Source organism: Streptomyces sp. C1-1 (assembly GCF_050214755.1).
GTDB lineage: Bacteria > Actinomycetota > Actinomycetes > Streptomycetales > Streptomycetaceae > Streptomyces.
The window spans coordinates 4,040,247-4,062,336 of record NZ_CP189826.1 but is presented as its reverse complement, the minus strand read 5'-3'; the positions used below and the strand labels follow the sequence as shown (position 1 = coordinate 4,062,336).

The window sequence follows — 22,090 nt, the reverse complement described above, 5'->3', positions numbered from 1 at the left end:
ATACTGCCCGCTGTGGAGCAGCGCATAGGTTCGAGCAGCCAGCCCCTGAAGGGCGAGCCCGTCACGGGTGCCGGATTCGACCCGGCCTTCATCCCCGGGCTCACCTCGCCCGCGACCGAAGAGCCGGAGGACACCGGGCCCGAGGACGCCGAGGCCGGGACCGCGGAGGCGGACACGGATGCCGCCGGGGCCGGGACGGAGGACGCCGTCGAGGAGCCCGCGACGGACGACGACGGGGAAGAGGCCCCCGAGGGACCCGTGTTCGAGGCCTCCGACCGCCGCGCCAGAATCGTCGCCGACGCAAGGGGCGTGCGACTGTTCCTCGACGACCAGGAGTGCGAGTTCCGCTGGGACGAGATCGGCGCCGTCGAGACCGAGTCCCCCCGCTTCGGCAAGCGGTTCACCATCACGGTGCACACTCCTGAGCGCCGCTGGTACCCGATCGAGATCGAGGCGTCCTCCCGGTCCCGCTTCGGCGAGTGGGAGACGCAGCTCGACGCAGTCCTCGACGCGTACTTCGAGGACGAGGACGACAAGGGAGCCGACACCGAGGACGCCGAGGACGCCGAGGACGCCGACTGACGGTCGCGGGAACCCCGCACCCGGCCGCCGAACCCGTCGGCCTCCTCCGCCTCCCGGTGTGAACCGTTCCGCTATGGGCCGCGCAGTGTACGCGCGGCCGTTCCTCCCGCCCTCTCCTCGGGCAAAGTTGCACTCGGCCGTGTGAGCGGCGCGTGCATATATGCCGAAGCCGGAGGAGAGTGAGGTTCCGTTTCAACGGGAGGCTGATCATGGGCGGATCAGCGCCGCGACGGGACCGTCACCTGCCGGTCGAGACGACCGGTTTCGTCGACCGGCGCGGCGAACTGACCGAGGGCCGCGAGCTGCTCGCGAGAGCACGCCTGGTCACCCTGACCGGGCCGGGCGGCGTCGGCAAGACCCGGCTGGCCGCACGCATCGCGGCCCGCGTCGAACGCGGCTTCGCAGACGGCGTCCGCCTGGTGGAGCTGGCCGGCCTGCACGACCCGGCACTCGTCCCGGTCGCCGCCGCCGACGCCCTCGGCCTGCACGACCACTCCTGCCGGCCTCCGCTGGACGCCCTGATCGAGCAGGTCCGCGACCGGCGTCTGCTCCTCGTCCTCGACAACTGCGAACACCTGCTGGGCGCCTGCGCCGAACTGGCCGCCGCCCTGCTGCACGGCACCACCGGCATCCGCGTCCTCGCCACCAGCCGCCACCGCCTCGGCCTGACCGAGGAACACCTGCTGGAAGTACGCCCGTTACCCGTGCCCGACCCGGACGGCGACCTCTCCGACCCCGAGGGCTACCCGGCGCTCGCCCTCTTCGCCGACCGGGCCGCCGCCGTCGTTCCCGGCTTCCGGCTCACCGCCGCCAACCGCCCCGCCGTGGCCCGCCTCTGCCGCCGCCTCGACGGACTCCCGCTCGCCATCGAACTGGCCGCCGTCCGGATGCGCGTCCTCGGCGTCGAGCAGCTCCTGGAACGCCTCGACGACCGCTACCGCCTGCTCACCGCCGGCTCCTCCGCCGCCCTGCCCCGCCACCAGACACTGCGCGCCGCCGTCGACTGGAGCCACGAACTCTGCACCGAACGGGAACAGCTGGTGTGGGCCCGGGCCTCCGTGCTGGCCGGCTCCTTCGACGCCCGCACGGCGGAGGCGGTGTGCGCGGACGGCGAGCGCGTCGCCTCCCACGAGGTGCTGGAGGCCGTCGCCGGGCTCGTCGACAAGTCCGTACTCAGCCGGGAGGAGGGCCCGGACGGGGTGCGCTTCCGGCTCCTCGACACGCTGCGGCACTACGGCCTGGACCGGCTCGGGAGACGGGACGGCGAGGAGACCGCGGCCCGGCGGCGGCAGCGGGACTGGATGCAGCGCCGGGCCGCCGAGTCCGAACGCGCCTGGTTCGGGCCAGGGCAGCGCGCGATCGTCACCCGGCTCCGGGCCGACCAGGACAGCCTGCGCGCCGCCCTCGACTTCAGCCTCAGCGGGCCGGGCGAGGCACCGGCCGGACTGCGTCTCGCGGGCAGCCTGTGGTTCTACTGGCACGCCTGCGGCGCACCCCGCGAGGGCCGCTACTGGCTCGAACGGGCCCTGACCGCCTGCCCCGAGCCCACCCGGGAGCGGGCCCGCGCCCTGTGGATCGCCGGACTGCTCGCCGGCTCCCAGGAGGACCTGACCTCCGGCCGCCGGCGCGCCGAGGAGGCCCGCGACCTGGCCCGCTCCCTCGGCGACGAGGCCGAGGCCGCGCACGCCGAGTACGTCATCGGCGTCCTGCGGCTGTTCAACGACGACCTCACCGGCGCCCTGGAGCACTTCCGCGCCACCGTCGCCCGCGGCCGCGTCCCCGGCCAGCACCTGAGCATGGTCGGCCTGGACCGGGTCGAACTCGCCTGTGCCCTGAGCTTCCTGGGCCGGGCTGACGAGGCCGTCGCCGTCTGCGTGGAGACCCGGCGGCTGTGCGAGGAGCAGGGCGAGGAATGGGTGCTGTCGTACGTGCAGCGGATGCTCGCCCTCGCCCACAGCGTCAAACAGGACTGGGAGCGGGCCGAACGGCACGCCCGGGACGCGCTGCGGCTCAAGCTCGCCGTGCGCGACGCCACCGGCATCGGCCTCACCCTCGACCTGCTCGCCCAGACCGCCGCCCGGCTCGGCGCCTTCGAGCGGGCGGCCGTCCTGCTCGGCGGCTCCGACCGCGTCTGGGCCGACGTCGACCGCTTCCGCTGGGGCTCCCAGGCCCTCGGCGCCACCCGGCTGGAGAGCGAGTCCCGCGCCCGCGAGGCCCTCGGCGCGGCCGCCTTCGAACGCTCCTACCGGTGCGGCGCGGCGCTGGGCCTCACGAAGGCCGTCGGATACGCGATGGGGGAGGAGACCGCCGAACGCCCGCCGGCGCACGGCACGCCGGCCCGCGCCGACGGGCCGGCGGACGTCGTCCGCCTCACCCGCCGCGAGTCCGAGGTCGCCCAGCTCGTCGCCCTGGGACTGGCCAACCAGCAGATCGCCGACCGTCTCGTCATCGCCCGCCGCACCGCCGAAGGCCATGTGGAACGCATCCTCAGCAAGCTCGGCTTCAGCAACCGCAGCCAGATCGCCGCCTGGATGACGGCCCAGCGCTGAACCGCCCGTGCACCCTCCCCATTCGAGGAGAACCATGACCGCCGAACCCACCACCCGCTTCGACCACCGCATGGCCGTCTTCGGCGCGGACGACGAGTTCGTGGCCGCCGCCCTGCCCTTCCTCGCCGAAGGCCTCGGCGCGCCCGGCGAACCCCCGCCCGTCGCCATCGCCGCCCCCGGCAAGCTGGGCCTCCTGCGGGACGCGCTCGGCGCCGACGCCAAGGACGTCGCCTTCATCGAGCACACCGACTGGTACACCGGCTCGGCCGCCAACGCCGTCGCCCAGAGCGCCGGTTACCTCGCCGGGAACGCCGGTCCCGGCGGCCGTCTCCACCTGCTGATGGAACCGGTGTGGGACGGCCGCGCCGGACGCTCCGCCCGGGAGACCGGCGAGTGGCTGCGTTACGAGGCCCTGGCCAACCTCCTGTTCGCGCCCATGGCCACGACCGCCCTGTGCGCCTACGACACCCGGATCACCGGTGAGGCCCTCGCCGCGGCGGCCCGCCGCGCCCACCCCGGCACCGGCGTCTACGAGGACCCGGTCCGGCTCGCCGCCGAGCTGGACGCCGTACCGCTGGCGCCGCCCCCGTCCGACGCGGAGCCGCTCGGCGAGCCCTGGGCCGACGCCGTGCGCTCCCGGGCTGCGGCGCGGGGACTGGGCCGGGTGGACGCGGAGCTGCTCGCCGAGTCCGTCACCGCCGCGGCCGCCGCCCTCGGCCCCGTCACCGGCGTCACGCTGTGGGGCGAGGCCCCCGCCTGCGTCTGCGAACTGCGCATCACCCGCCGCGTCGAGGACCCCCTGGCCGGCTTCGTCCCGCCGCCCGCCACCGAACTGGAGCCGGAGCAGGGGCTGTGGTTCGCCCGCCAGGTGTGCGCGTACGTCGACGTGCGTGACGACGCCCACGGGGCGACCGTGCGGCTGCAGTACGGGTAGTGGCAGGTATGGATTCGGGTAGTCCTCCCCGTGCGCCGCGCCCGCGGGAAGGCCATCCTCTCCCCATGGTGCACACCGCGTATCCCCAACCGCCCCTGGGAGCCGGTTGTTCGAGCACCGACTACGCCCCTCGCCCCACCAGTGTCCGTGAGGCCCGCGCCGAGGTGCGCGGGCAGCTGGAGCGGTGGGGGCTCACGGACGGCGACGGTGACCTGGCGGACGTGGCCGAGCTGCTGGTCAGCGAGCTGGCCACGAACGCCCTGCGGCACTCCGCGGGCCGCTTCCGGCTCACCCTGTGCGCGGCGCACGGCGTGCTGCGCTGCGAGGTGAGCGACGGCGGCCGCCGCGAGCCGCGCGTGCTCGACACGGACACCGCGGAGAGCAGGCGCGGGATGTTCCTGGTGGAGGCGTTGGCGCTGCGCTGGGGCTGCCACCAGGAGGGACCGGGCAAGACCGTGTGGTTCGAGCTCGGTACGTGCGGGGCGGACGGCTGTGGTCGGCGATAGCCGTTCCGCTCGGTCCGGCCGCCCGGGGGGTTGCCCAGCCCCGGGCGGCCGTCACCTGCCCGGCCGGGCAGACGGTCCTCAGGCCGTCGGGGCTACCGCCACCACCTCGGGCTGAGGGCGATGGCCCGCAGCTGCTCGACCGACAGGGCGGGGGTGCCGCGCGTCGCGGCGTCGTGCGGGGCGCCGGAGTTGAGCTCGCTGATCACGACCCGCCTCCCGTCCCCGCGCATGGTGTCGACGGTCCACATCACGGCACCCGCGCCGCCCTTCTCACTGGGCCCCTGGTGCACGGCGACCCTCGTCCCGTCCGGCAGCGTCTGGGAGCCGGAGCCGAAGAGGTCACCGGCGACGTCCGACATGTCGTCCTGGACGTTGACCTGGACGAGGCACTTGCCCTTTCCGTCGTCGACGACGAGATAGCCGAAGCCGGTGTCGTCGCCGCTGTCCTCCGACACCGTGAACCTCCCCTTCGGCAGCAGGCCCCGCAGCGTCGGGGCGACCGCCACGGCGGGCCGGGTGGCGGTGGGCGTGGGATCGCCGGCCGGCCGGCCGGGGACCTCGGGTGTCGCGTCGATGGCGTCCCGCCAGACGCGGGCCGCCGCGAGCTGCCGCAACGCGGCCGGGGACAGCGGCGGTTCGGGCCGGGTGACCGGCGCGTCCTTCTCGGCCGCCGCGTTCCACTCGCTGATGCCGATGTGCTGCCCCTCGGGCGTGACCAGCTCGGCGCTCCACAGCTTGGTGTCCACCCGGCGGTCCGGATACTCGTACCCCTGCAGGACCATCACCACCGAGCTGTCCGGCAGCCGGGTCGTGCCGCAGGTGTCGTAGTGCGTGAACACCTTTCCCGGGCACTCGGTGGTCTGCCGTGCCTCGTCGCTGCCGGGCTGGACCCGCCCGAGGCTCACGGCGATCGCCGCCGCGCCCTTGCCGTCGTCGTACACGCCACTCACGTACGGACCCGGCTCCTCGTCCGTGCCGCGCGCCTCCGCCTTGCTGAACTTCCCCTCGGGCAGCAGCTTCTCCAGGGCACGGATCAACGCGTCGCCGGAGACGGGGTCGGGGGCGGGGGCCGCGGTGGCGGAGTTGCCGGAGGTGCCCACGGTGGCCTCGTCCCGCGGTGCCGACCCGTTGCCGCCCGGCAGCAGCAGCGCCCCGCCCAGCCCGACGAGCGCGAGGGAGGCGGCGCCGCCCACGACGGCGGCGCGCCGCCTGAGCATCCGGCGCCGTCCGCGCACCGCCCCCGCGGCGACGAGCGCGGCCCGGTCGGCGTCGAACCCGGCGCCGGCGCGGCGCAGGTCGGCCGAGAGCTGTTCCTCGAAGGGGTCGCTGTGCTGTTCGACGTCGGGCATGACGGACCACCGTTTCGCGAAGTGAGGTGTGAAGGAGCGGTCAGGGGCGTGCGTACTCGCCGAGCTCCTCGCCCAGCAGCCCGCGCAGCCGCCCGAGCGCACGGACGCAGCGGGTGCGCACGGCGGCCGAACTGACGTGCATGGCGTCGGCGGTCTCCTCGATGGAGCGGTCCTCCCAGTAGCGCAGGACGACCACCGCCCGGTCCTTCGCGGGCAGTCGGGAGAGCGCCTCCAGCAGGGTCAGCCGCAGCGGTGTGTCCCCGGTGCCGTCGTGCGCCCGGTCCGGCAGCACGTCGGTGGCACGCTCGGTACTGCTGCGCCGGCGCTGATGCGCGAGGAACGTGCGCGCGAGAACGGTCTGCGCGTACCCGGCGGGGTTGCCGACCCGTGACACGCGTCCCCAGCTGACGTACAGCCGGCCGAGGGTCTCCTGCACCAGGTCCTCGGCGAGATGCGTGTCACCGGCGGTGAGCAGACAGGCGGAACGGTAGAGATGCCCGGCACGCGCCGCCGCGAACTCCGCGTACTCGTCCGCGCGTGCCTGTCTCATGCCCGTTCCCCCTGTCCGCCGGCGCCGTTCTCACTTCATTGATGCGGTGACCCCGGGGAAATGTTTCACCCTTCTTCGGCTACGGCAGCGCGTGCACATGCGCTCCCACCGAGCCGGACCACGAACCGCCCGCCGACGCGTCCCAGTTCGTCGACCACGTCATCGCGCCCCGCAGGGCGGGATACGTCTTCGACGGCTTGAAGGAACCGCAGTTGGTGCCGGCCGTCAGACAGTCCAGGGCGTTGTTCACCACGGTCGGCGACACGTACCCGCTGCCCGCGGCGCTCGTGGACGCCGGGACGCCGAGACCCACCTGGGACGGGGCGAGGCCGCCCTCCAGCTGGATGCAGGCGAGGGCGGTCAGGAAGTCCACCGACCCCTGCGAGTACACCTTGCCGTCGCAGCCCAGCATCGAACCGCTGTTGTAGTACTGCATGTTGACGACCGTGAGGATGTCCTTGATGTTCAGCGCGGTCTGGAAGTAGGAGCCGGACGTCGACTGCATGTCGATGGTCTGCGGGGCCATGGTGATGATCAGGGACGAGCCCGCCTTCGCCGAGAGGGACCGCAGCGCCTGGGACATGTAGGTGGCGTTGAGCCCGTTCTCCAGGTCGATGTCGACGCCGTCGAAGCCGTAGGTCTGCATCAGGGAGTAGACCGAGTTGGCGAAGTTCGTCGCGGAGGCCGAGTCGCTCACCGACACCGTGCCGTTCTGGCCGCCGACCGAGACGATCACCTTCTTCCCGGCGGCCTGCTTGGCCCTGATGTCCGCCTTGAACTGGTCGACGGTGTAGCCGCCGAGCCCCGCCGAGTCGAGGTTGAAGGTCACCGCGCCCGGTGTCGTCGTCGCGTCCGCGAACGCCACCGCGATGATGTCGTACTGCGCGGAGACGTCGGAGATCTTCTGGACCTTCGCTCCGTTGTTGAAGTTCTGCCAGTACCCGGTGACGGCGTGCTTGGGCAGTGTGCCGCCGCCTCCGCCGCCCCCGCCGGAGGTGGCCGTCGTCCCGGTGACCGCCCCGGACTTCGCCGACTCACCGGCCGAGTTCACCGCCGTGACCTGGAAGGAGTACGAGGTGGCGGCGGCCAGGCCGGTCACGGTCGCCGACGTCCCCGTCACCGCCGTGACCTTGGTGCCGTCCCGGTAGACGTTGTAGCCGGTCGCGCCGGACACGGTGTTCCAGGCCAGCGACACCGAGGAGGACGTCGTGCCGGAGACCGCGAGGCCGCCCGGCGCGGCCGGGACCGTCGGGCCCCCGCCGCCGCTGCCCCCGCCGCCGTCGGGGCCGTAGACCGAGACGTCGTCGGCGTAGTAGGCGGCCTGCCCGTACCAGCCGTGGGTGTAGACCGTCACGGACGTCGTCGACGCGCCGGTGGTGAAGGTCGTCGACAACTGCTTCCAGGCGGACGAGTCCGGGGTCCAGGTGGAGACGTCGGTGGTGCCGGTGCCGGTGACGCCCAGGAAGGCGTACCCGCCCTGCACCCAGGCGCTCATGGTGTACGTGGAGCCCGGCCGGACGGCCACCGTCTGGGCGCACTGGGCGTTGTCCTGCCCGGCCGGTGTCGCTTTCAGGGCGGCCGAGCCGCTGTGGACGGGGGAGGAGACCGTCGTCCCGCTGCTCGCGGAACAGGTCCAGTTGCCCAGGCCCGACTCGAAGCCGGCGTTCTGGGCGTTGTTGACGTCCGCGGCGGACGCCTGGCCCGTGCCCAGGAAGGTGAGGGCGAGGGCGGCGGTGACGGCTCCTGACCAGAACCGTGCTGATCGTCTCTGTGGGGACATGACAATAAGTTGGTCCAGACCAATACTGCTGTCAAGAGGTCCAGACCAAATGCGGGCGGTCGAGGGCGAGGGTCGGCTCGGGATCGGCAAGATGCACAAGGTGCCCCGTTTTGGCGCAACTTGCGAGGCGGCAGTTCCACATCAGCTGCACAAACGCTGTTCTCCGGTCACAGGCCCGTGGTTACAGTGCTGACGTAGTCACGCAGTGAAGTCATTTCGGTGCACCGGAGTAATCCCGGCGCGCCGACGGCGCAACACGGGGAGCTGCGCGTGCCAACAGCCGTTGCCGTGACCAGTGCCGACATGGCGCTGCCGCCGCAGGACGAACGGACCCTGCCCGCCGTCGTCCTGCGGGACCTGGACCGTCAGCCTCTCGACCAGGCGCTGGCGGCCGTACAGGCCCTGATCGACCAGTACGGGCATCTCGTCGTCGTGTGCTCGAAGGCGGCCCCCGCCGGAGTGGAGCAACGGCTGCGGACGATCCGCTCCCTGCTGGAGAGCGACCGGATCGCCCTGTTCCGGCCCGACCTGCCCCCGCTCGGACTCGCGGTCCTGGCCCGCCAGTTGCGCCAGCTCGCCTCCTGCGACCTCAGTCCGGGCGTCCTGGCCTCCGCGGGCCGGCTGCTGACCCACTACATCCACGCGGGCGCGCTGCTCGGCTCCGTCGCCCGGCTGGACCGCGTTCCCGTGGGCCTGAAGTCGCACGCGAAGTCCTGGGTGCCGGGCAGCCAGTTCGCCGTACTGGCCCATCCCGAGCCGCAGTTGGTCAAGCTCGGGCCCGGGGCCGCCCTTGCCGGACCGGAGTTCGGCACCCGGATGCTGGTCGCCAAGGGACAGCTCCAGTCGGACTGGGTCACCGCCACCCTGGCCAAGCAGTGGAACGCCCAGGGACTGCGGGAGATCCCGGCGCCCGCCGAGTCCGCGGCCTGGTGGGGCACGAACAAGCTGATCGAGTTCGCCGCCTACCTGCCCGACCTCTCGGTCCTCTACCAGCTGGTCACGTCCGTCCGGCAGGGCGTCTGCCACTGGTGCGGCATCGACGTGATCGGCGACCGCTGCGTGTTCTGCTCCGCCACCCCGCCACCGCCCCCGGACGGCCCCAGGCAGCTCCCCGCCGGGAGAGGCTCCTGAAGCCGCCGCCCACCACCCCGCGTACCGCTCGCACACCCCCCATCCGCTCGACCGATATCCCCCAATGAGGTTGTACGGTTCATGAACTCCCGTCAGCGCCGCGGCGTGCTCCTGCTGGTCCTGTCGATCGTCTGCGCCCTCGGCGCGTTCGCCGGCGTCCTGTCCGTGATCGGCGACGTGCGGTCCAAGGTCGGGCCCGAGGTGACGGCGTACCAGGTCAAGGCCAAGATCGAGCCGTACACCCAGCTCAGTGCAGACCAGTTCGAGAAGATCTCGATGCCCAGGCGCTGGCTGTCGGAGAACGCGGTCACCCATATCGGCGACATCCGGGGCAAGATCGCCGTCACCACGCTGAAGCCGGGCTCCCTGCTGCAGACCGACATGATCGTGGATCAGCCGGCCCTGCAGCCCGGACAGCAGGAGGTCGCCATCATGATCGACGCGGCGACCGGGGTGGCGGGCCAGATCACGCCCGGTTCGACGGTCAACGTCTACGCCACCTTCGCGGGCCAGCGGCAGGGCGACCCCGCCGAGTCCAAGATCATCGTAACGAACGCGAAGGTCCTGAACGTGGGCCAGATCAAGGCGCTCGACCCCGCGGAGGCCGGCAAGAACCAGCCGACCGACACCGTCCCCATCACCTTCGCCCTCTCCACCCTCGACGCGCAGCGCATCACCTACGCCGAGTCGTTCGCCCAGCGGGTCCGGCTCGCGCTGGTCGCACCGGGCGGCGGCACGACGGTCCCGGACAAGGACCGCACGTACGAACTCGCGAAGGACAAGTGAGCCCGCATGCCCACCAGGATCCTCCCGGCCGTCGGTGACGCGGACGCGGTCCGTTCCCTCACGACCCTGCTCAGCCAGCTCCCGGACGCCGAACCGGTCGCCCCGGTCGTCGACTCCACCCAGCTCGTCGACACCCTCGCCCGCCTGGCCGCCGAGTCGGTCGACGAGCTCCCCGAGGTCGTGGTGGTCCACGAACGCATCGGCCCGGTCCCGGCCCTGGAACTCATCCGCGAGGTGGCGCTGCGCTTCCCGGCGGTCGGGGTCATCCTCGTCACCACGGACGCGAGCCCCGGCCTGTTCCAGGCCGCGATGGACTACGGCGCGCGCGGCCTGGTGGCCCTCCCGCTGAGCTACGAGGAACTCGCGAGCCGCGTGCAGGCCGTCGCCCAGTGGTCGGTGGGTGTACGGCGCCATCTGGGCGCCGGAGGCGATGTGTTCACCGGCGTCGGCGGCACCGTCGTGACGGTGAGCGGGGCCAAGGGCGGGGTCGGGGCGACCCTCACCGCCATCCAGCTCGCCCTGGCCGCGCAGGCCTCGGGACGGGCCACGGCCCTGGTGGACATGGACCTGCAGACCGGCGACATCGCCTCCTACCTGGACGTGCAGTTCCGGCGGTCGGTGGTCGACCTGGCCGCGATCACCGACATCTCGCCGCGGGTCCTGGCGGACGCGGTCTTCCGGCACGACACGGGCGTGTCGCTGCTGCTCGCGCCGGGGGAGGGCGAGCGCGGCGAGGAGATGACGGACCGGGCGGCCCGGCAGATCGTCAGCGCTCTCAGGTCCCGCTACGAGGTCGTGGTCGTCGACTGCGGGGCCCAGTTGAGCGGGTCCGGTGCCGCCGCCGTGGAGATGGCCGACCTGGCACTGCTGGTCACCACGCCCGACGTGGTCGCGGTGCGGGGCGCCAAGCGGACGGTGCGGATGTGGGACCGGCTGCAGATCCGCAAGGCGGAGGAGACGACGGTCGTCGTCAACCGGCACTCGCGGGCCGCCGAGATCCAGCCGCCGCTGATCCAGAAGATCACCGGCACCGCGGTCGCGGCGACCGCGATCCCGGCGAACTTCAAGGAACTGCAGTCCGCGGTGGACGCCGGCCGGATCCACGAACTGGACAACAAGGGTGCGATCAAGCAGGCCCTTTGGGGCCTCGCCGGAGAGCTGGGCCTGATGCGGGCCATGGAAGGGGCGCACCGCGGCGGGGGGCGGCTCCGCGGGGACCGGGGGTCGGTGAGTTTCCGGCGGCGCAGGGAGCTGGGGCCATGAGGAGGCGGCGCGGCGACCGGGGCCAGGTGACCATCGAGTTCCTGGGCATGACACCGCTGATCATCCTGACCCTGGTGCTGGTGTGGCAGTTCGTGCTGGTGGGGTACGCCTACTCGCTCGCGGGGAATGCTGCCGACGAGGGCGTACGGGCGGGAACGGCCGCACCCCGGGGCGAGCGGTTCGGCGTCTGCCAGCAGGCGGCGCTGAAGCATCTGTCGGGGGCATGGAGGGGAGCGGCCACGGTGGAGCAGTGCGACGGCACCGGCTTCGTGACCGCGGACGTGGCGATCAAGGTCCCCGTCCTGTTCCCGGGGTCGGTCTCCTTCCCCCTCACCGTGCACGGACACGCGGGCGCCGTGGAGGAGGTGAAGGAGTGAGATGTCGTACCACCGCAGACGTCGTGACGCGGGCCAAGTGGCCATCGAGTACCTCGGGTTCCTCCCCGTCCTGCTTCTCGTCGCGCTCGCCGGAGTGCAGCTGGGGCTGGTCGCCTACGCCGCCCAGCAGGCGGGCACCGCGGCCCGGGCGGGGGCTCGTGCCGCCTCCCTGGGGCAGGACGCGGGCGCGGCCTGCGCGCAGGCCGTGAGCCTGCAAGTGACCTGCGCGGAGGCAGGCCTCGGCACCGAGGTCCAGGTCACCTCCCGCGTCCGCATCCCCGGCATCTTCCCGGGAGTGGGCGACGGCCACTACGCCAGCAAGACCGCCACCATGCCGCTCGACCACTGACGCACGGCACAGCGAGGAGCACCGACCCATGAGCCTGCGGGCACGCATCAACTCCCCCGAGGAGAACGGCCATCGGGGCGAGGACGCGCACCTGGTCGCCTCCTACCGGGCCAAGCTCCTGGAGGAGATCGACCTCGCGGAGATGTCCTCGCTGGCCGCGGCCGAGCGCCGGGCCCGCCTGGAGCGCGTCCTCGGGCACATCATCAGCCGCGAGGGCCCGGTGCTGTCGACGGTCGAACGCTCCCAGCTGATACGCCGCGTCGTCGACGAGGCCCTGGGCCTGGGCATCCTGGAACCCCTGCTGGAGGACGCGTCGATCACCGAGATCATGGTGAACGGCCCCGACGCGATCTTCGTGGAACGCGGCGGCCGCGTCGAGCAACTGCCGCTCCGGTTCGCCTCCCACGACCAGCTCATGCAGACCATCGAGCGGATCGTGTCGACGGTCAACCGGCGCGTGGACGAGTCGAACCCGATGGTCGACGCCCGCCTGCCGTCCGGCGAGCGCGTCAACGTGATCATTCCGCCGCTGTCGCTCACCGGCGCCACGCTCACCATCCGCCGCTTCCCGCGCTCCTTCACCCTCCAGGAGATGGTGAGCTTCGGCTCGCTCGACGAGCACATCCTGTTCCTGCTCGCGGGCCTGGTCAGGGCCAAGTTCAACGTCATCGTCTCCGGCGCCACCGGCACCGGCAAGACGACCCTGCTCAACGCCCTCTCCGGACTGATCCCAGAGGGCGAGCGCATCATCACCATCGAGGACTCCGCCGAACTCCAGCTCCAGCAGTCGCACGTGATCCGCCTGGAGTCCCGCCCGCCCAACGTCGAGGGCAAGGGCCAGATCACCATCCGCGACCTGGTCCGCAACTCCCTGCGCATGCGCCCCGACCGCATCGTCGTCGGCGAGGTCCGCGGCGGCGAGTCCCTCGACATGCTCCAGGCCATGTCCACCGGCCACGACGGCTCCCTCGCCACCGTCCACGCCAACAGCGCCGAGGACGCCCTGATGCGCCTGCAGACCCTGGCGTCCATGTCCGACGTCGAGGTCCCCTTCGTCGCCCTGCACGACCAGATCAACAGCGCCGTCGACGTCATCATCCAGCTCACCCGCTTCGCCGACGGCGCCCGCCGCGTCACCGAGGTCGCCCTGCTCGACAGCCACGGCGGGGAGCCGTACCGGCTGGCCACCGTGGCCCGCTTCAACGCCCGGCCCATGGCCCCGGACGGCCGGATCCACGGCGCCTTCGAGCACTACCCCCTCACCCGCCGCAGCGCGGACCGCCTCTACATGGCGAACCAGGCCGTCCCCCAGGCCTTCGGCGTCGCCCGGTCCGCAGACCAGCTAGCCACCCGAGAAGCCAGGTAGGTGCCGCCCCCATGGATCTGCAAGACCTCGTCGCCCTCACCACCGGCATCACACTGCTGACCTGCCTCCTGGCCGTCATGGGTCTGCACGCGTACGCCACGGGACGCGCCGAGCGCGCCGCGCTGATCGAACGGCTCTCGCACACCGGCCAGATACCGGTCACCGGCCGCGCCCGCCGCTTCCGCAACCTCGACCGCCGGCTGCGCCGCACCGGGCTCGGCCGGAAACTGGAGCTGAAGCTCACCGCGACCGGCCTCGACATCACCCCGGGCGAGTTCTTCGTCTACATGCTCGCCGGGGTCGCCGCGCTGTGGCTCATCGGCCAGGCCTCCCTCGCCCCCTTCTTCGGCCCGCTCGCAGGCCTGCTCGGTGTCTGGGCGGCCTGGCAGTTCCTCAACTGGCAGCGCCAGAAACGCATCGAGAAGTTCATCAACCAACTCCCCGAGCTGGCCCGCATCCTGGCGAACGCCACGCAGGCCGGGCTGGCGCTGCGCACCGCGATCAGCATGGCGGCGGAGGAACTGGAGGCGCCGGCCGGCGAGGAACTGGAGAAGGTCGCCAACCAGCTGGCGATCGGCCAGTCCCTCGACGAGGCGCTGGGGGACCTCGCGGAGCGGCTGCCCTCCCGCGAACTGGTCGTCCTCGTCACGACCCTGGTGCTGTCCAACCGGGCGGGCGGACAGGTCGTCGGAGCGCTGCGCAACCTCACCGAGACGCTGGAGGAGCGCAAGGAGACCCGGCGCGAGATCCGCACCCAGCTCTCCCAGGTCAACATGACGGCGTACGCCGTACCCGTGATGGGCATCGGCTCCCTGTTCCTGATGAACGGGGTCAAGGACGGCGCCCTGGACCGCATGACCGGCTCGCCCGTCGGCCAGGCGTGCGTGATCATCGCCTTCGCCATGTACGCCGTCGGGTTCGTGCTCATCCGGCGCATGTCGCGGATCGACGTCTGAGGAAAGGGGGGTATGTGACATGGCACTGCTGCTCGCGCTCGTGATGGGCCTCAGCGTCTGGGGCGTCTTCGCCGGCATCCGCATGTACCGGGCGGAGGCCAAGCTCCCCGGCGACCTGCTCCTGGCCCTGGAGGTCGGCGCCACCCGCACCGGCGCGGTCGACTCCCTCATCGACCGCCTCGGCATGCGCTACGCCCCCGCGGTCCTGCGTCTGATGGGCCCCGGGCTGGTCGCCAAGTACCGCCGCAAGATCGACCTCGCGGGCAACCCGGGCGGTCTGACCATCGACCGGTACGCGGCCCGGCGAGCGGTCTACGGCTTCCTCGGCGCCGTCGGCTTCCTGGTGTTCCTGCTGCGCGGCCAGTACCTGGTCGCGCTGCTGCTGCTCGCGTTCGGCGCGTTCTGGACCGAGGTCGGCATCTGGGTGGCGATCCGCCACCGCAAGGACGTCATCGAGCGCACCCTCCCGGACTTCCTGGACGTACTGGCGGTCGTGGTGAGCGCGGGCCTCGGCTTCCGGCAGGCCCTGGACCGGGTGGCGTCCCGCTACGAGGGCCCCTGGGCCGACGAACTGCGCATCACCCTGCGCCAGATGGACCTCGGCATGAGCCGCCGCCAGGCCTTCGCGGAACTGCGGCGCAGGAACGACTCCGAGCAGGTGGCCATGTTCGTGACGGCGTTGCAGCAGGGCGAGGAACTGGGCGCCCCCATCGTGGACACCCTCGTCTCGCTGGCCAAGGACATGCGCCGCACGGACGCCCAGAACGCCCGCCGCAAGGCCGCGCGGGCCGTCCCGCGGGCCACGCTGATGATCACCACCTTCATGGTCCCGGCGACACTGCTCCTGCTCGGCGCGGGACTGCTGCTGGGCTCCGGCACCGACTTCGGCACGCTCACGGGCAAGTAGGCAGGGGAGGGCGACGAGCATGGCGACGACGAAGGAACGCGGCGGGCCGCCGTGGCGCCGCCCGCGGACGGCGCGGATCACCACACCGCCGACGGGCACGGTCCTCGCGGACCACGCGCGCACCGGCGCCCCCGACGTCCCGGTGCCCTCGGTGACCCCCTTGCTCCCGCCGGACCGGGTCCTGCCGGAGACCCCGGAACCCCCCGCCCTCTCCATCCAGGTCAACGCCCTGCAGGCCATGTGCCGTCAGGTCTTCGCCTTCCGCCTGGCCATGATCGCCCTGGCCGCCCCGGCCGCCCTCGTCAACGCCGCCCCCGGCATGCCCGTCCGTCTGGTCGGCGCCGCCGTCGTGGTCACCTTCATGGGCTCCTACGTCCTCTACCGGGACTGGGAACGCTTCGGCCCCCTGCTCCTGCGCCACCCCACCCTGCTGGCGGTCGACACCCTCCTCGGCTCCCTGCTGCTGATCTCGGCGGGCCCGGACACCACGCTCGCGTACGTCAGCGTCTGCACCCCGCTGCTCGCCGGGATCGTCTACAGCTGGCGGGGAGCGGCCTGCTTCGCGTCCCTGCAGTCCCTCATCCTCCTGCTGGTCTACGCGACCAGGCACGACCTGCACGCCGCCCTCGCCGAGTCGCTGCTCCTGCCCGGCCTGTGCGTCATCGCCGGCGCGGTCGGCTCCTCGCTGCGCGGCCTGATGCTCCGCTTCGGCACGGCGACCCAGGCCCTGACCCAGGTCCAGGCCCGCCTCGCCGTCACCGAGGCGGTCAGCGCCGAACGCGCCCGCCTGGCACGGGAGATGCACGACTCGGTGGCCAAGACCCTGCACGGTGTCGCCCTCGCCGCGGACGGCCTCGCGGCCTCGGCGGGCCGGGACGGCGCCGATCCGGCCCGGCTCAGGCAGCAGGCGGAACTGGTCGCCCGCTCCGCCCGCCGCGCCGCCGCCGAGACCCGTGAACTCCTCACCGACCTGCGGCGCGAGAACGACCCCGACCACGGCACCGACGTACTGGCCGAACTCGCCTCCCGCACCCGGGACTTCGCCACCCGCACCGGCCTGTCCGCCGCCTGCCGCCCGACCGGCGACGACACCGTGCCCCCGGTCCCGCCCGCCGTCGCCCGCCAGCTCCTCACCATCGCCGAGGAGGCCATGGAGAACGCCCACCGCCACGCGGCCCCGACCCGGATCGACGTGAGCGGGGGCGTGCACGAGGGCCTGCTGTGCATCAGCGTCTACGACGACGGCGGCGGCCTGCCCCCCGGCACCACCCTCGAACAACTGCGCCGCGCGGGCCACTTCGGCCTGGTCGGCATGGCGGAGCGGGCGGCCTCGGTGGGCGCCCGGATCAGTGTCGGCCGCGGAGACCACCCGCAGGGCACCGAGGTCCGCCTGGAGCTGCCGCTCACGGCCCTGACCGCACTGACCGCATGAGCGTCACGCCGATTTCCCACGCCGACGAGAGGAGGCCGTCGATGCCGGACCTTCCCGACCTGCCCGCGGCCCAGCCGCCCCCGCCGCTGAGGGTGGTGGTCGCCGACGACAACCTGGTCGTCCGCGCGGGCCTGACCGCCCTGCTCTCCGGGCGCGAGGACATCACGGTCGCCGCCGAGGCGGCCGACGGCCGCGAGGCCTACGAGGCGGCCCGGCGCTGCCGCCCCGACGTCGTCCTCCTCGACGTCCGCATGCCCGGCATGGACGGCCTGTCGGTCCTGCCCTACCTGGTGCCGATCGCACCGGTGCTGATGCTCACGTACAGCAGCGAGTCGGAGATCGTCCAGGAGGCCCTGCGCCGCGGCGCGGGCGGCTACCTGGTCCACGGCGAGTTCACGGCCGACCGGCTGGTCGCGGCGATACGGGACGTCAGGGAGGGCCGCGCGCACTTCACGGCGACGGCGGCCGACGTACTGCGAAGTGCGATTGCACATTCCCCTTCTGCTGTAACTGTCAAGTCTCCACTAGTTTCTTCACAAAGTCTTTCGCAAGTGCAACCGGATGTGGGACAGTTGGGGTCACGGTCCCGGCTGAGTACGAGGGAGGCGGAGATCATGGACCTCATCGCGTCCGGCATGAACAACCAGCAGATCGCCGCCACTTGCTTCATCAGCGAGAAGACCGTCAAGAACCACATCAACCGCATCTTCGCCAAACTCCACAGCACCAACCGCTCCGAGGCCACCGCCACATGGCTCGGTACGCGAGGGACGGGGTGAGGCGCCGTGCGGGGTCGAAGGCGCGTTTGGGCCCGGGATTGGGTCCTGGGACCCTCGGGACGGCGAGGGACGGCATCGTACGGTTCCGGGATCGGAAGCGAACCCGGAGGGGAGCACCATGAGCAACTGGATCAACACCACCGTCGCGTACCTGCAGGCTCGCACCGCCCGCAACGACAAGGGCCAGACGGCCGTGGAGTACCTGGGCATCATCGCGGTGGTCGTGGCGATCGTGCTGGCGATCACGGGTACGGACATCGGGCAGACGATCTTCAACGCAATCACGGACAAGATCACCGAGGTGACCGGTGGTTGATGCGCCTGCGTAGTCACGACGATGCAGGGCAGGCCTTCCCCATCTACATCACGGTGGTGGCGGGTCTGCTCTTTCTCGCGTTCGCCTACGTCGCGGTCGGCCAGGCCGCTGTGAATCGGAACGGTGCACAAACGGCGGCCGATGCGGCAGCGCTCGCGGCGGCTCAGCACACCAGGGACGAACTCGCGGGCCAGTGGGTGACGGACGTACTCGATCCGGCCAAGTGGCAGGACCTCTTCGACGGCAATCTGCCGGACGACCAGGCGTGTGCCCGCGCAGCGCAACTCGCCGAGCAGAACGACGCGGTGCTGAGCGGTGCGATGTGTCAGCGGCCGGAACTCCTCACCTACACCGTCGAGGTCACGACCAACAAGCCCGTCGGGGACTCCATCGTCCCGGGTGTCGCGGACAAGCGCTCCAGGGCGTCCGCCACGGCCGTCATCGACCCGCTGTGCTCGTTCGTCCCTCCGGCCGGTGACGCCGGAGGCGACACGCTGCCGCAGCTCACTTGCAAGGACAGGGACTGGAAGCTGGATCCGAAGGATCTCACCGATCTGCCGGAACCCAAGGACCTGTTCGACGTCCACCTGGCCGAGTGACAAACGAACGACGAGACAAGGGAAACGCAGTCATGAGCATTCGGTTCACCACGAAGGCCCGCAGGGGGGCGGTCGCGTTGACCGTCGCGGTCGGACTGGCCCTCGGAGTGGCCGGCTGCGGCAGTGGTGGCGACGGCAAGAAGCCGGAGGCAACGGCGTCTGCGTCCAAAGCCGGGGGGACCGACCCGAGTGCTCAGGAAGGTCAGTCCGAAGAGCCCCTGGCAGAGTTGAAAGGTCCCGACGGCCTGCTTATTCAGGTCACTTCCGCCAAGCGGGATTCCGGTGGTTTTGTCACAGTCAGTGGAAATCTGAAGAACGACAGCGGCAAGACACTCACGCTTCCGGCGCAGCTGAGTGGCAACGAAACCGAGATCATCAGGAACGGCCGATCGTTGGGCGGCGCCACACTGGTGGACTCCAAAGGCAAGAAGCGGTACTACGTCCTGCGCGACACGGACGGTCGCCCGCTGACCACGACGGGCATTACTTCCGTCAAGTCGGGCGAGAGCGTCCCGGTATTCATGCAGTTCCCCGCGCCGCCCGCCGACACGACCCAAGTGTCCTTCCAACTGCCTATGTTCGCGCCCGCTGACATCGAGATCTCCGGGTGAGGCCCCAGGTGACCGCCCCCCGCCTCCCCCTGCTCCTCACGGCCGCCACCCTCATGGTCGCGACCAACCTCGTCGGTGCCGTGTCGGCGCACGCCGACGGCAGCCCCAGCGTGCCCCCGGGCACCGAGCCCTCGGCCTCCGCCCCGGTCGAGGTCGACCCGAACGATCCCGATCTGAAGCTGCCGGAGGGCGCCACCCTCGCCGCCCCCAAGGTCCTGGACATCAAGTCGGTCGTGGAGGACGAGAACGGCGACGAACGCCGCTCGGACACCAACACGTCCGTGACGTTCGCCCTGCAGGCGGAGGTCCTGTTCAGCAAGGACAGCGCCAAGCTGAACGGCGAGGCCAAGTCCCGTATCGCGACGATCGCCGACGAGATCAAGAAGCAGAACGCGACGCACGTCCGTGTCTTCGGCTTCACCGACGACCTCGGCAGCTACGCCCACGGCCTCGTCCTGTCGAGGCAGCGCGCGAACGCCGTACAGGACGTCCTCGCCCAGGAACTGAACGACCCCGGCATCACCTTCGAGGTCCGCGGCTACTCCGAGGACTACCCGATCGCCTCGAACGCCACGGAGGAGGGACGGCGCAAGAACCGCCGCGTGGAGGTGTCGTTCCCGCGCGGCGAGAGCTGACGGGCGCGCGTTGAACCGCTCGGCCGGGCACCACGTACCAGTCGGTGACGGTCCGTGGCAGGCCTGTGCGCCCAGAGAAGGGTCCGAGCGATTTCAGTTGATTCGAGTCCGCCGGTCGGCAGCGCCGTGGAGGTGGCCGGCCCCGCGGGGCGGACGGAACGGGCGAGCGGGGCACCCGCCCGCCGGCAGCAGGTGCGGGGCCTGGACGGCCTGCGCGGCCTGGCGGCGCTGTACGTCGTCCTGTTCCACTGCTGGCTGTACACCTTCCCGGGTTATCCCGACAGTTCCGCGCCCGCCTGGCTGGACGGGCTGATGTTCGGGCGGGTCGCCGTCGTCTTCTTCCTGGTGCTGTCCGGTTTCTCCCTGGCGATCTCCCCGGCACGCCACGGCTGGCGCTCGGGTGGCGCCGCCGAGTTCCTGCGCCGCCGCGCCTGGCGCATCCTGCCCCCGTACTGGGCGGCGCTGGTCCTGAGCCTGGCCATCTCCTGGTTCGTCGTTCCGGCGTCGCACTTCGGACCGCCCACCGCCGCGACGGTCCTGGTCTACGGCCTCGTCGCACAGGACGTGTTCACCGCTCCGACACCGAACGGCGCCTTCTGGTCGATCGGGGTGGAGGCCGAGCTGTACCTCCTCTTCCTTCTCTTCCTGTACGTCAGGCGGCGCACGAACGCCGTGGTCCTCGTCGCCTGCGTGGCACTCCCGGTGATCGCCGGCGGCCTGGCGGCGCCCGGCGCGTCCCCCGTCGAGGGAGACAACTGGCTCGCTCCGCACCTCGCCCCCGTGTTCGTCGCCGGCATGGCCGGTGCGGGAGTCGTCGCCGCCTCCGAGAGAGTGCGGCGCCTGCCGTGGGCCTGGTTCGCGGCTCTGGCCGCTCTGCCCGTCCTGGTGCTGGGCGTCGTACAGGGTTCCGTCTGGACGGTGAACCACTACTTCTGGGTGGATCTGGCCATCGCCCCCGCCATGACGCTGCTGCTCGCCGGGGTGGCCACCGGCAGGCCCGCCGTCCTGGTGCGGCTGCTGACCACGCGGCCCGTCGAGAGCCTGGGCGGCTTCTCCTACAGCCTCTACCTCATCCATCTGCCGATCGTCCTGGCCGTGATCCGCCGAGTGGCCCCGCACTTCGTGGCGCCTGGCCTGCCCACGTTCCTGTTCACGCTCGCCGTCGCGCTGCCGGTCTCGGTGACCGGCGCGTGGCTGTTCTCGAAGGTCTTCGAGACCCCGTTCAAGCGGTACAGGTCGTGGGAGTCCCTGACCGCCGCGCTCAGGGCGCGCCCCCGGCCCTAGGCCCGAACCGCCACCCGCTCCCCGACCCGCAGGCCCCACCCCTCCATGGCTCCGGCCTCGGCCTCCAGGACATGCCGTGAGCGGAGCCGGGGCAGCCCGAGCCGGCCCGGACGCATGGTGCGCACGGCGACGACCCTGAGGCCGCGGTCGAGGTAGGCGACGTCGATGGGGAAGCGCATGCGGAAGGTGTGCACGCTGTTCGCGGGGGAGAGCAGGATCGCGCCGTCGACGCCGTCCCGCCCCAGCAGCCCTCTGGTACGCGCCCGATAGGAGGCGGCGATCTCCAGGGACACGGACACGGCGGCCGCCCCGTCCTCCGGACGCACTACGAGTTCGCCCCGTCCGTCACGCCATCGCCGCGCCATACTCAGGACCTCCCGGCGGTGCCGCCCACCGCGCGAACCGAAGGTATCCGCCCTGCGCACGGGAAAGAAGGGGACCATGGGAAAGATCGTCCTGATGATGTCCGTCTCCCTCGACGGTTACATGGAGGGACCGGACCACGACATCAGCTGGTCCCGGGCCGACGAGGAACTCCACCGGCACTTCAACGACACGGTCAGGGGACTGGGCGGCCTGATCGAGGGCCGCCGGGTCTACGAGCTCATGGCCGCCCACTGGCCCACCGCCGACGCCGACCCGGACGCCTCCCCGACCACCGCCGAGTTCGCCGCGATCTGGCGGGACATCCCCAAGTTCGTGTACTCGCGGACCCTGGAGAAGGTCGACTGGAACGCCACCCTGGTCCGGGAGGTCGTGCCCGAGGAGGTCCGGGCCCTCAAGGAACGCACGGAAGGCGATCTCTGGGTCGGCGGGGCCGAACTCGGCGCCGAGTTCCTGCGCCTCGGACTCGTCGACGAGTACCGGGTGTACGTCCATCCCGCCCTCGTCGGCCGGGGCAGGCGGCTCTTCCCGGAGGGCGACATCGCCGCTTCGCTCAGGCTCGTCGAGAGCCACGTCTTCGGCAGCGGGGTCGTACTGCTGCACTACGGGCGGGACGACAACACCGGCGAGGAGTAAAGAAGTTGTCCGGTTCGTCCCCGCCGGGT

General features: G+C 71.8%; 24 protein-coding genes. 20 read left to right on the top strand and 4 right to left on the bottom strand.

Translation table 11 applies throughout. The annotated features are described in order from the left end of the window. Window positions 1-12: 12 nt before the first annotated feature. From ACQF4J_RS18345 to ACQF4J_RS18330, 4 genes are all read left to right on the top strand, one after another. Window positions 13-582 (top strand): hypothetical protein, encoded by a 570-nt coding sequence (locus tag ACQF4J_RS18345; protein ID WP_427166169.1) that lies wholly within the window; start codon window positions 13-15, stop codon window positions 580-582. Window positions 583-791: 209 nt separating this feature from the next. After that, on the top strand, window positions 792-3,131 hold the full coding sequence (locus ACQF4J_RS18340; RefSeq protein WP_427166168.1) for an ATP-binding protein: 2,340 nt from the start codon (window positions 792-794) through the stop codon (window positions 3,129-3,131). Between the two features lie 34 nt (window positions 3,132-3,165). Further along, window positions 3,166-4,065, top strand: coding sequence for an anti-sigma factor RsbA family regulatory protein (locus ACQF4J_RS18335; protein ID WP_427166167.1), 900 nt, complete (start codon window positions 3,166-3,168; stop codon window positions 4,063-4,065). A gap of 65 nt (window positions 4,066-4,130) precedes the next feature. Beyond that, window positions 4,131-4,571, top strand: coding sequence for an ATP-binding protein (locus ACQF4J_RS18330; RefSeq protein WP_351566173.1), 441 nt, complete (start codon window positions 4,131-4,133; stop codon window positions 4,569-4,571). A 92-nt stretch (window positions 4,572-4,663) separates the two neighbouring features. Here the strand turns inward: ACQF4J_RS18330 and ACQF4J_RS18325 are convergent, their stop codons facing one another. The 3 genes from ACQF4J_RS18325 to ACQF4J_RS18315 form a co-directional block, all read right to left on the bottom strand. Continuing rightward, window positions 4,664-5,920 (bottom strand): hypothetical protein, encoded by a 1,257-nt coding sequence (locus ACQF4J_RS18325; protein WP_427166165.1) that lies wholly within the window; start codon window positions 5,918-5,920, stop codon window positions 4,664-4,666. A 40-nt stretch (window positions 5,921-5,960) separates the two neighbouring features. After that, window positions 5,961-6,470 (bottom strand): SigE family RNA polymerase sigma factor, encoded by a 510-nt coding sequence (locus tag ACQF4J_RS18320; RefSeq protein ID WP_351566179.1) that lies wholly within the window; start codon window positions 6,468-6,470, stop codon window positions 5,961-5,963. Between the two features lie 79 nt (window positions 6,471-6,549). Further along, entirely contained in the window at window positions 6,550-8,250 is a 1,701-nt protein-coding gene (locus tag ACQF4J_RS18315; RefSeq protein WP_427166162.1) for a chitinase, read from the bottom strand. 303 nt (window positions 8,251-8,553) lie between these two features. Between ACQF4J_RS18315 and ACQF4J_RS18310 the strand changes: the two genes are divergently transcribed. The 15 genes from ACQF4J_RS18310 to ACQF4J_RS18240 all read left to right on the top strand — a co-directional run bounded on the left by ACQF4J_RS18310 (window position 8,554) and on the right by ACQF4J_RS18240 (window position 21,041). Continuing rightward, entirely contained in the window at window positions 8,554-9,381 is an 828-nt protein-coding gene (locus ACQF4J_RS18310; RefSeq protein WP_351566590.1) for a hypothetical protein, read from the top strand. Window positions 9,382-9,462: 81 nt separating this feature from the next. Then, window positions 9,463-10,167, top strand: coding sequence for a Flp pilus assembly protein CpaB (gene cpaB, locus ACQF4J_RS18305; protein WP_351566185.1), 705 nt, complete (start codon window positions 9,463-9,465; stop codon window positions 10,165-10,167). 6 nt (window positions 10,168-10,173) lie between these two features. Beyond that, complete coding sequence (locus tag ACQF4J_RS18300) at window positions 10,174-11,430, top strand: AAA family ATPase (protein ID WP_351566187.1); 1,257 nt, start codon at window positions 10,174-10,176, stop codon at window positions 11,428-11,430. Then, window positions 11,427-11,807 (top strand): TadE/TadG family type IV pilus assembly protein, encoded by a 381-nt coding sequence (locus tag ACQF4J_RS18295; protein WP_351566190.1) that lies wholly within the window; start codon window positions 11,427-11,429, stop codon window positions 11,805-11,807. The genes ACQF4J_RS18300 and ACQF4J_RS18295 overlap by 4 nt, the downstream gene beginning before the upstream one ends. A gap of 1 nt (window position 11,808) precedes the next feature. Further along, on the top strand, window positions 11,809-12,156 hold the full coding sequence (locus ACQF4J_RS18290) for a TadE/TadG family type IV pilus assembly protein (RefSeq protein ID WP_351566193.1): 348 nt from the start codon (window positions 11,809-11,811) through the stop codon (window positions 12,154-12,156). 28 nt (window positions 12,157-12,184) lie between these two features. Then, window positions 12,185-13,522, top strand: a complete 1,338-nt coding sequence (locus ACQF4J_RS18285; protein WP_351566196.1) for a CpaF family protein — start codon at window positions 12,185-12,187, stop codon at window positions 13,520-13,522. A gap of 11 nt (window positions 13,523-13,533) precedes the next feature. After that, window positions 13,534-14,478 carry a type II secretion system F family protein gene (locus tag ACQF4J_RS18280; protein WP_351566199.1) on the top strand — a complete coding sequence of 315 codons (945 nt, stop codon included), beginning with the start codon at window positions 13,534-13,536 and terminating at the stop codon, window positions 14,476-14,478. A gap of 19 nt (window positions 14,479-14,497) precedes the next feature. Next, on the top strand, window positions 14,498-15,385 hold the full coding sequence (locus tag ACQF4J_RS18275; RefSeq protein WP_351800768.1) for a DUF5936 domain-containing protein: 888 nt from the start codon (window positions 14,498-14,500) through the stop codon (window positions 15,383-15,385). Between the two features lie 19 nt (window positions 15,386-15,404). Then, on the top strand, window positions 15,405-16,817 hold the full coding sequence (locus ACQF4J_RS18270) for a sensor histidine kinase (protein WP_351566205.1): 1,413 nt from the start codon (window positions 15,405-15,407) through the stop codon (window positions 16,815-16,817). 41 nt (window positions 16,818-16,858) lie between these two features. Then, window positions 16,859-17,596 carry a response regulator transcription factor gene (locus tag ACQF4J_RS18265; protein WP_351800766.1) on the top strand — a complete coding sequence of 246 codons (738 nt, stop codon included), beginning with the start codon at window positions 16,859-16,861 and terminating at the stop codon, window positions 17,594-17,596. Between the two features lie 118 nt (window positions 17,597-17,714). Further along, window positions 17,715-17,912 carry a Flp family type IVb pilin gene (locus ACQF4J_RS18260; RefSeq protein WP_351800764.1) on the top strand — a complete coding sequence of 66 codons (198 nt, stop codon included), beginning with the start codon at window positions 17,715-17,717 and terminating at the stop codon, window positions 17,910-17,912. After that, a complete protein-coding gene (locus ACQF4J_RS18255; protein WP_351800762.1) occupies window positions 17,912-18,511 on the top strand; it encodes a pilus assembly protein TadG-related protein in 600 nt (199 codons plus the stop codon). Before ACQF4J_RS18260 ends, ACQF4J_RS18255 begins: the two co-directional genes overlap by 1 nt. A gap of 32 nt (window positions 18,512-18,543) precedes the next feature. Further along, window positions 18,544-19,122, top strand: a complete 579-nt coding sequence (locus tag ACQF4J_RS18250; RefSeq protein WP_200705334.1) for a hypothetical protein — start codon at window positions 18,544-18,546, stop codon at window positions 19,120-19,122. A 53-nt stretch (window positions 19,123-19,175) separates the two neighbouring features. Next, the gene (locus ACQF4J_RS18245; protein WP_351566593.1) at window positions 19,176-19,757 is read left to right on the top strand and encodes an OmpA family protein; all 582 of its coding nucleotides are present in this window, start codon (window positions 19,176-19,178) and stop codon (window positions 19,755-19,757) included. A gap of 132 nt (window positions 19,758-19,889) precedes the next feature. Continuing rightward, window positions 19,890-21,041, top strand: a complete 1,152-nt coding sequence (locus tag ACQF4J_RS18240) for an acyltransferase family protein (protein WP_351566219.1) — start codon at window positions 19,890-19,892, stop codon at window positions 21,039-21,041. Here the strand turns inward: ACQF4J_RS18240 and ACQF4J_RS18235 are convergent. Continuing rightward, a complete protein-coding gene (locus tag ACQF4J_RS18235) occupies window positions 21,038-21,406 on the bottom strand; it encodes a DUF192 domain-containing protein (RefSeq protein WP_351800758.1) in 369 nt (122 codons plus the stop codon). The genes ACQF4J_RS18240 and ACQF4J_RS18235 overlap by 4 nt on opposite strands. 76 nt (window positions 21,407-21,482) lie before the next feature. Between ACQF4J_RS18235 and ACQF4J_RS18230 the strand changes: the two genes are divergently transcribed. Beyond that, on the top strand, window positions 21,483-22,061 hold the full coding sequence (locus tag ACQF4J_RS18230) for a dihydrofolate reductase family protein (protein ID WP_351566224.1): 579 nt from the start codon (window positions 21,483-21,485) through the stop codon (window positions 22,059-22,061). The last annotated feature ends 29 nt before the right edge of the window (window positions 22,062-22,090 follow it).

Bases quoted from the DNA above. Each gene is read 5' to 3' on its own strand.
- ACQF4J_RS18340 (WP_427166168.1), top strand. From the start codon at position 792: ATGGGCGGATCAGCGCCGCGACGGGACCGTCACCTGCCGGTCGAGACG.
- ACQF4J_RS18335 (WP_427166167.1), top strand. From the start codon at position 3,166: ATGACCGCCGAACCCACCACCCGCTTCGACCACCGCATGGCCGTCTTC.
- ACQF4J_RS18330 (WP_351566173.1), top strand. From the start codon at position 4,131: ATGGTGCACACCGCGTATCCCCAACCGCCCCTGGGAGCCGGTTGTTCG.
- ACQF4J_RS18325 (WP_427166165.1), bottom strand. From the start codon at position 5,920: ATGCCCGACGTCGAACAGCACAGCGACCCCTTCGAGGAACAGCTCTCG.
- ACQF4J_RS18320 (WP_351566179.1), bottom strand. From the start codon at position 6,470: ATGAGACAGGCACGCGCGGACGAGTACGCGGAGTTCGCGGCGGCGCGT.
- ACQF4J_RS18315 (WP_427166162.1), bottom strand. From the start codon at position 8,250: ATGTCCCCACAGAGACGATCAGCACGGTTCTGGTCAGGAGCCGTCACC.
- ACQF4J_RS18310 (WP_351566590.1), top strand. From the start codon at position 8,554: ATGGCGCTGCCGCCGCAGGACGAACGGACCCTGCCCGCCGTCGTCCTG.
- cpaB (WP_351566185.1), top strand. From the start codon at position 9,463: ATGAACTCCCGTCAGCGCCGCGGCGTGCTCCTGCTGGTCCTGTCGATC.
- ACQF4J_RS18300 (WP_351566187.1), top strand. From the start codon at position 10,174: ATGCCCACCAGGATCCTCCCGGCCGTCGGTGACGCGGACGCGGTCCGT.
- ACQF4J_RS18295 (WP_351566190.1), top strand. From the start codon at position 11,427: ATGAGGAGGCGGCGCGGCGACCGGGGCCAGGTGACCATCGAGTTCCTG.
- ACQF4J_RS18290 (WP_351566193.1), top strand. From the start codon at position 11,809: ATGTCGTACCACCGCAGACGTCGTGACGCGGGCCAAGTGGCCATCGAG.
- ACQF4J_RS18285 (WP_351566196.1), top strand. From the start codon at position 12,185: ATGAGCCTGCGGGCACGCATCAACTCCCCCGAGGAGAACGGCCATCGG.
- ACQF4J_RS18280 (WP_351566199.1), top strand. From the start codon at position 13,534: ATGGATCTGCAAGACCTCGTCGCCCTCACCACCGGCATCACACTGCTG.
- ACQF4J_RS18275 (WP_351800768.1), top strand. From the start codon at position 14,498: ATGGCACTGCTGCTCGCGCTCGTGATGGGCCTCAGCGTCTGGGGCGTC.
- ACQF4J_RS18270 (WP_351566205.1), top strand. From the start codon at position 15,405: ATGGCGACGACGAAGGAACGCGGCGGGCCGCCGTGGCGCCGCCCGCGG.
- ACQF4J_RS18265 (WP_351800766.1), top strand. From the start codon at position 16,859: ATGCCGGACCTTCCCGACCTGCCCGCGGCCCAGCCGCCCCCGCCGCTG.
- ACQF4J_RS18260 (WP_351800764.1), top strand. From the start codon at position 17,715: ATGAGCAACTGGATCAACACCACCGTCGCGTACCTGCAGGCTCGCACC.
- ACQF4J_RS18255 (WP_351800762.1), top strand. From the start codon at position 17,912: ATGCGCCTGCGTAGTCACGACGATGCAGGGCAGGCCTTCCCCATCTAC.
- ACQF4J_RS18250 (WP_200705334.1), top strand. From the start codon at position 18,544: ATGAGCATTCGGTTCACCACGAAGGCCCGCAGGGGGGCGGTCGCGTTG.
- ACQF4J_RS18245 (WP_351566593.1), top strand. From the start codon at position 19,176: ATGGTCGCGACCAACCTCGTCGGTGCCGTGTCGGCGCACGCCGACGGC.
- ACQF4J_RS18235 (WP_351800758.1), bottom strand. From the start codon at position 21,406: ATGGCGCGGCGATGGCGTGACGGACGGGGCGAACTCGTAGTGCGTCCG.
- ACQF4J_RS18230 (WP_351566224.1), top strand. From the start codon at position 21,483: ATGGGAAAGATCGTCCTGATGATGTCCGTCTCCCTCGACGGTTACATG.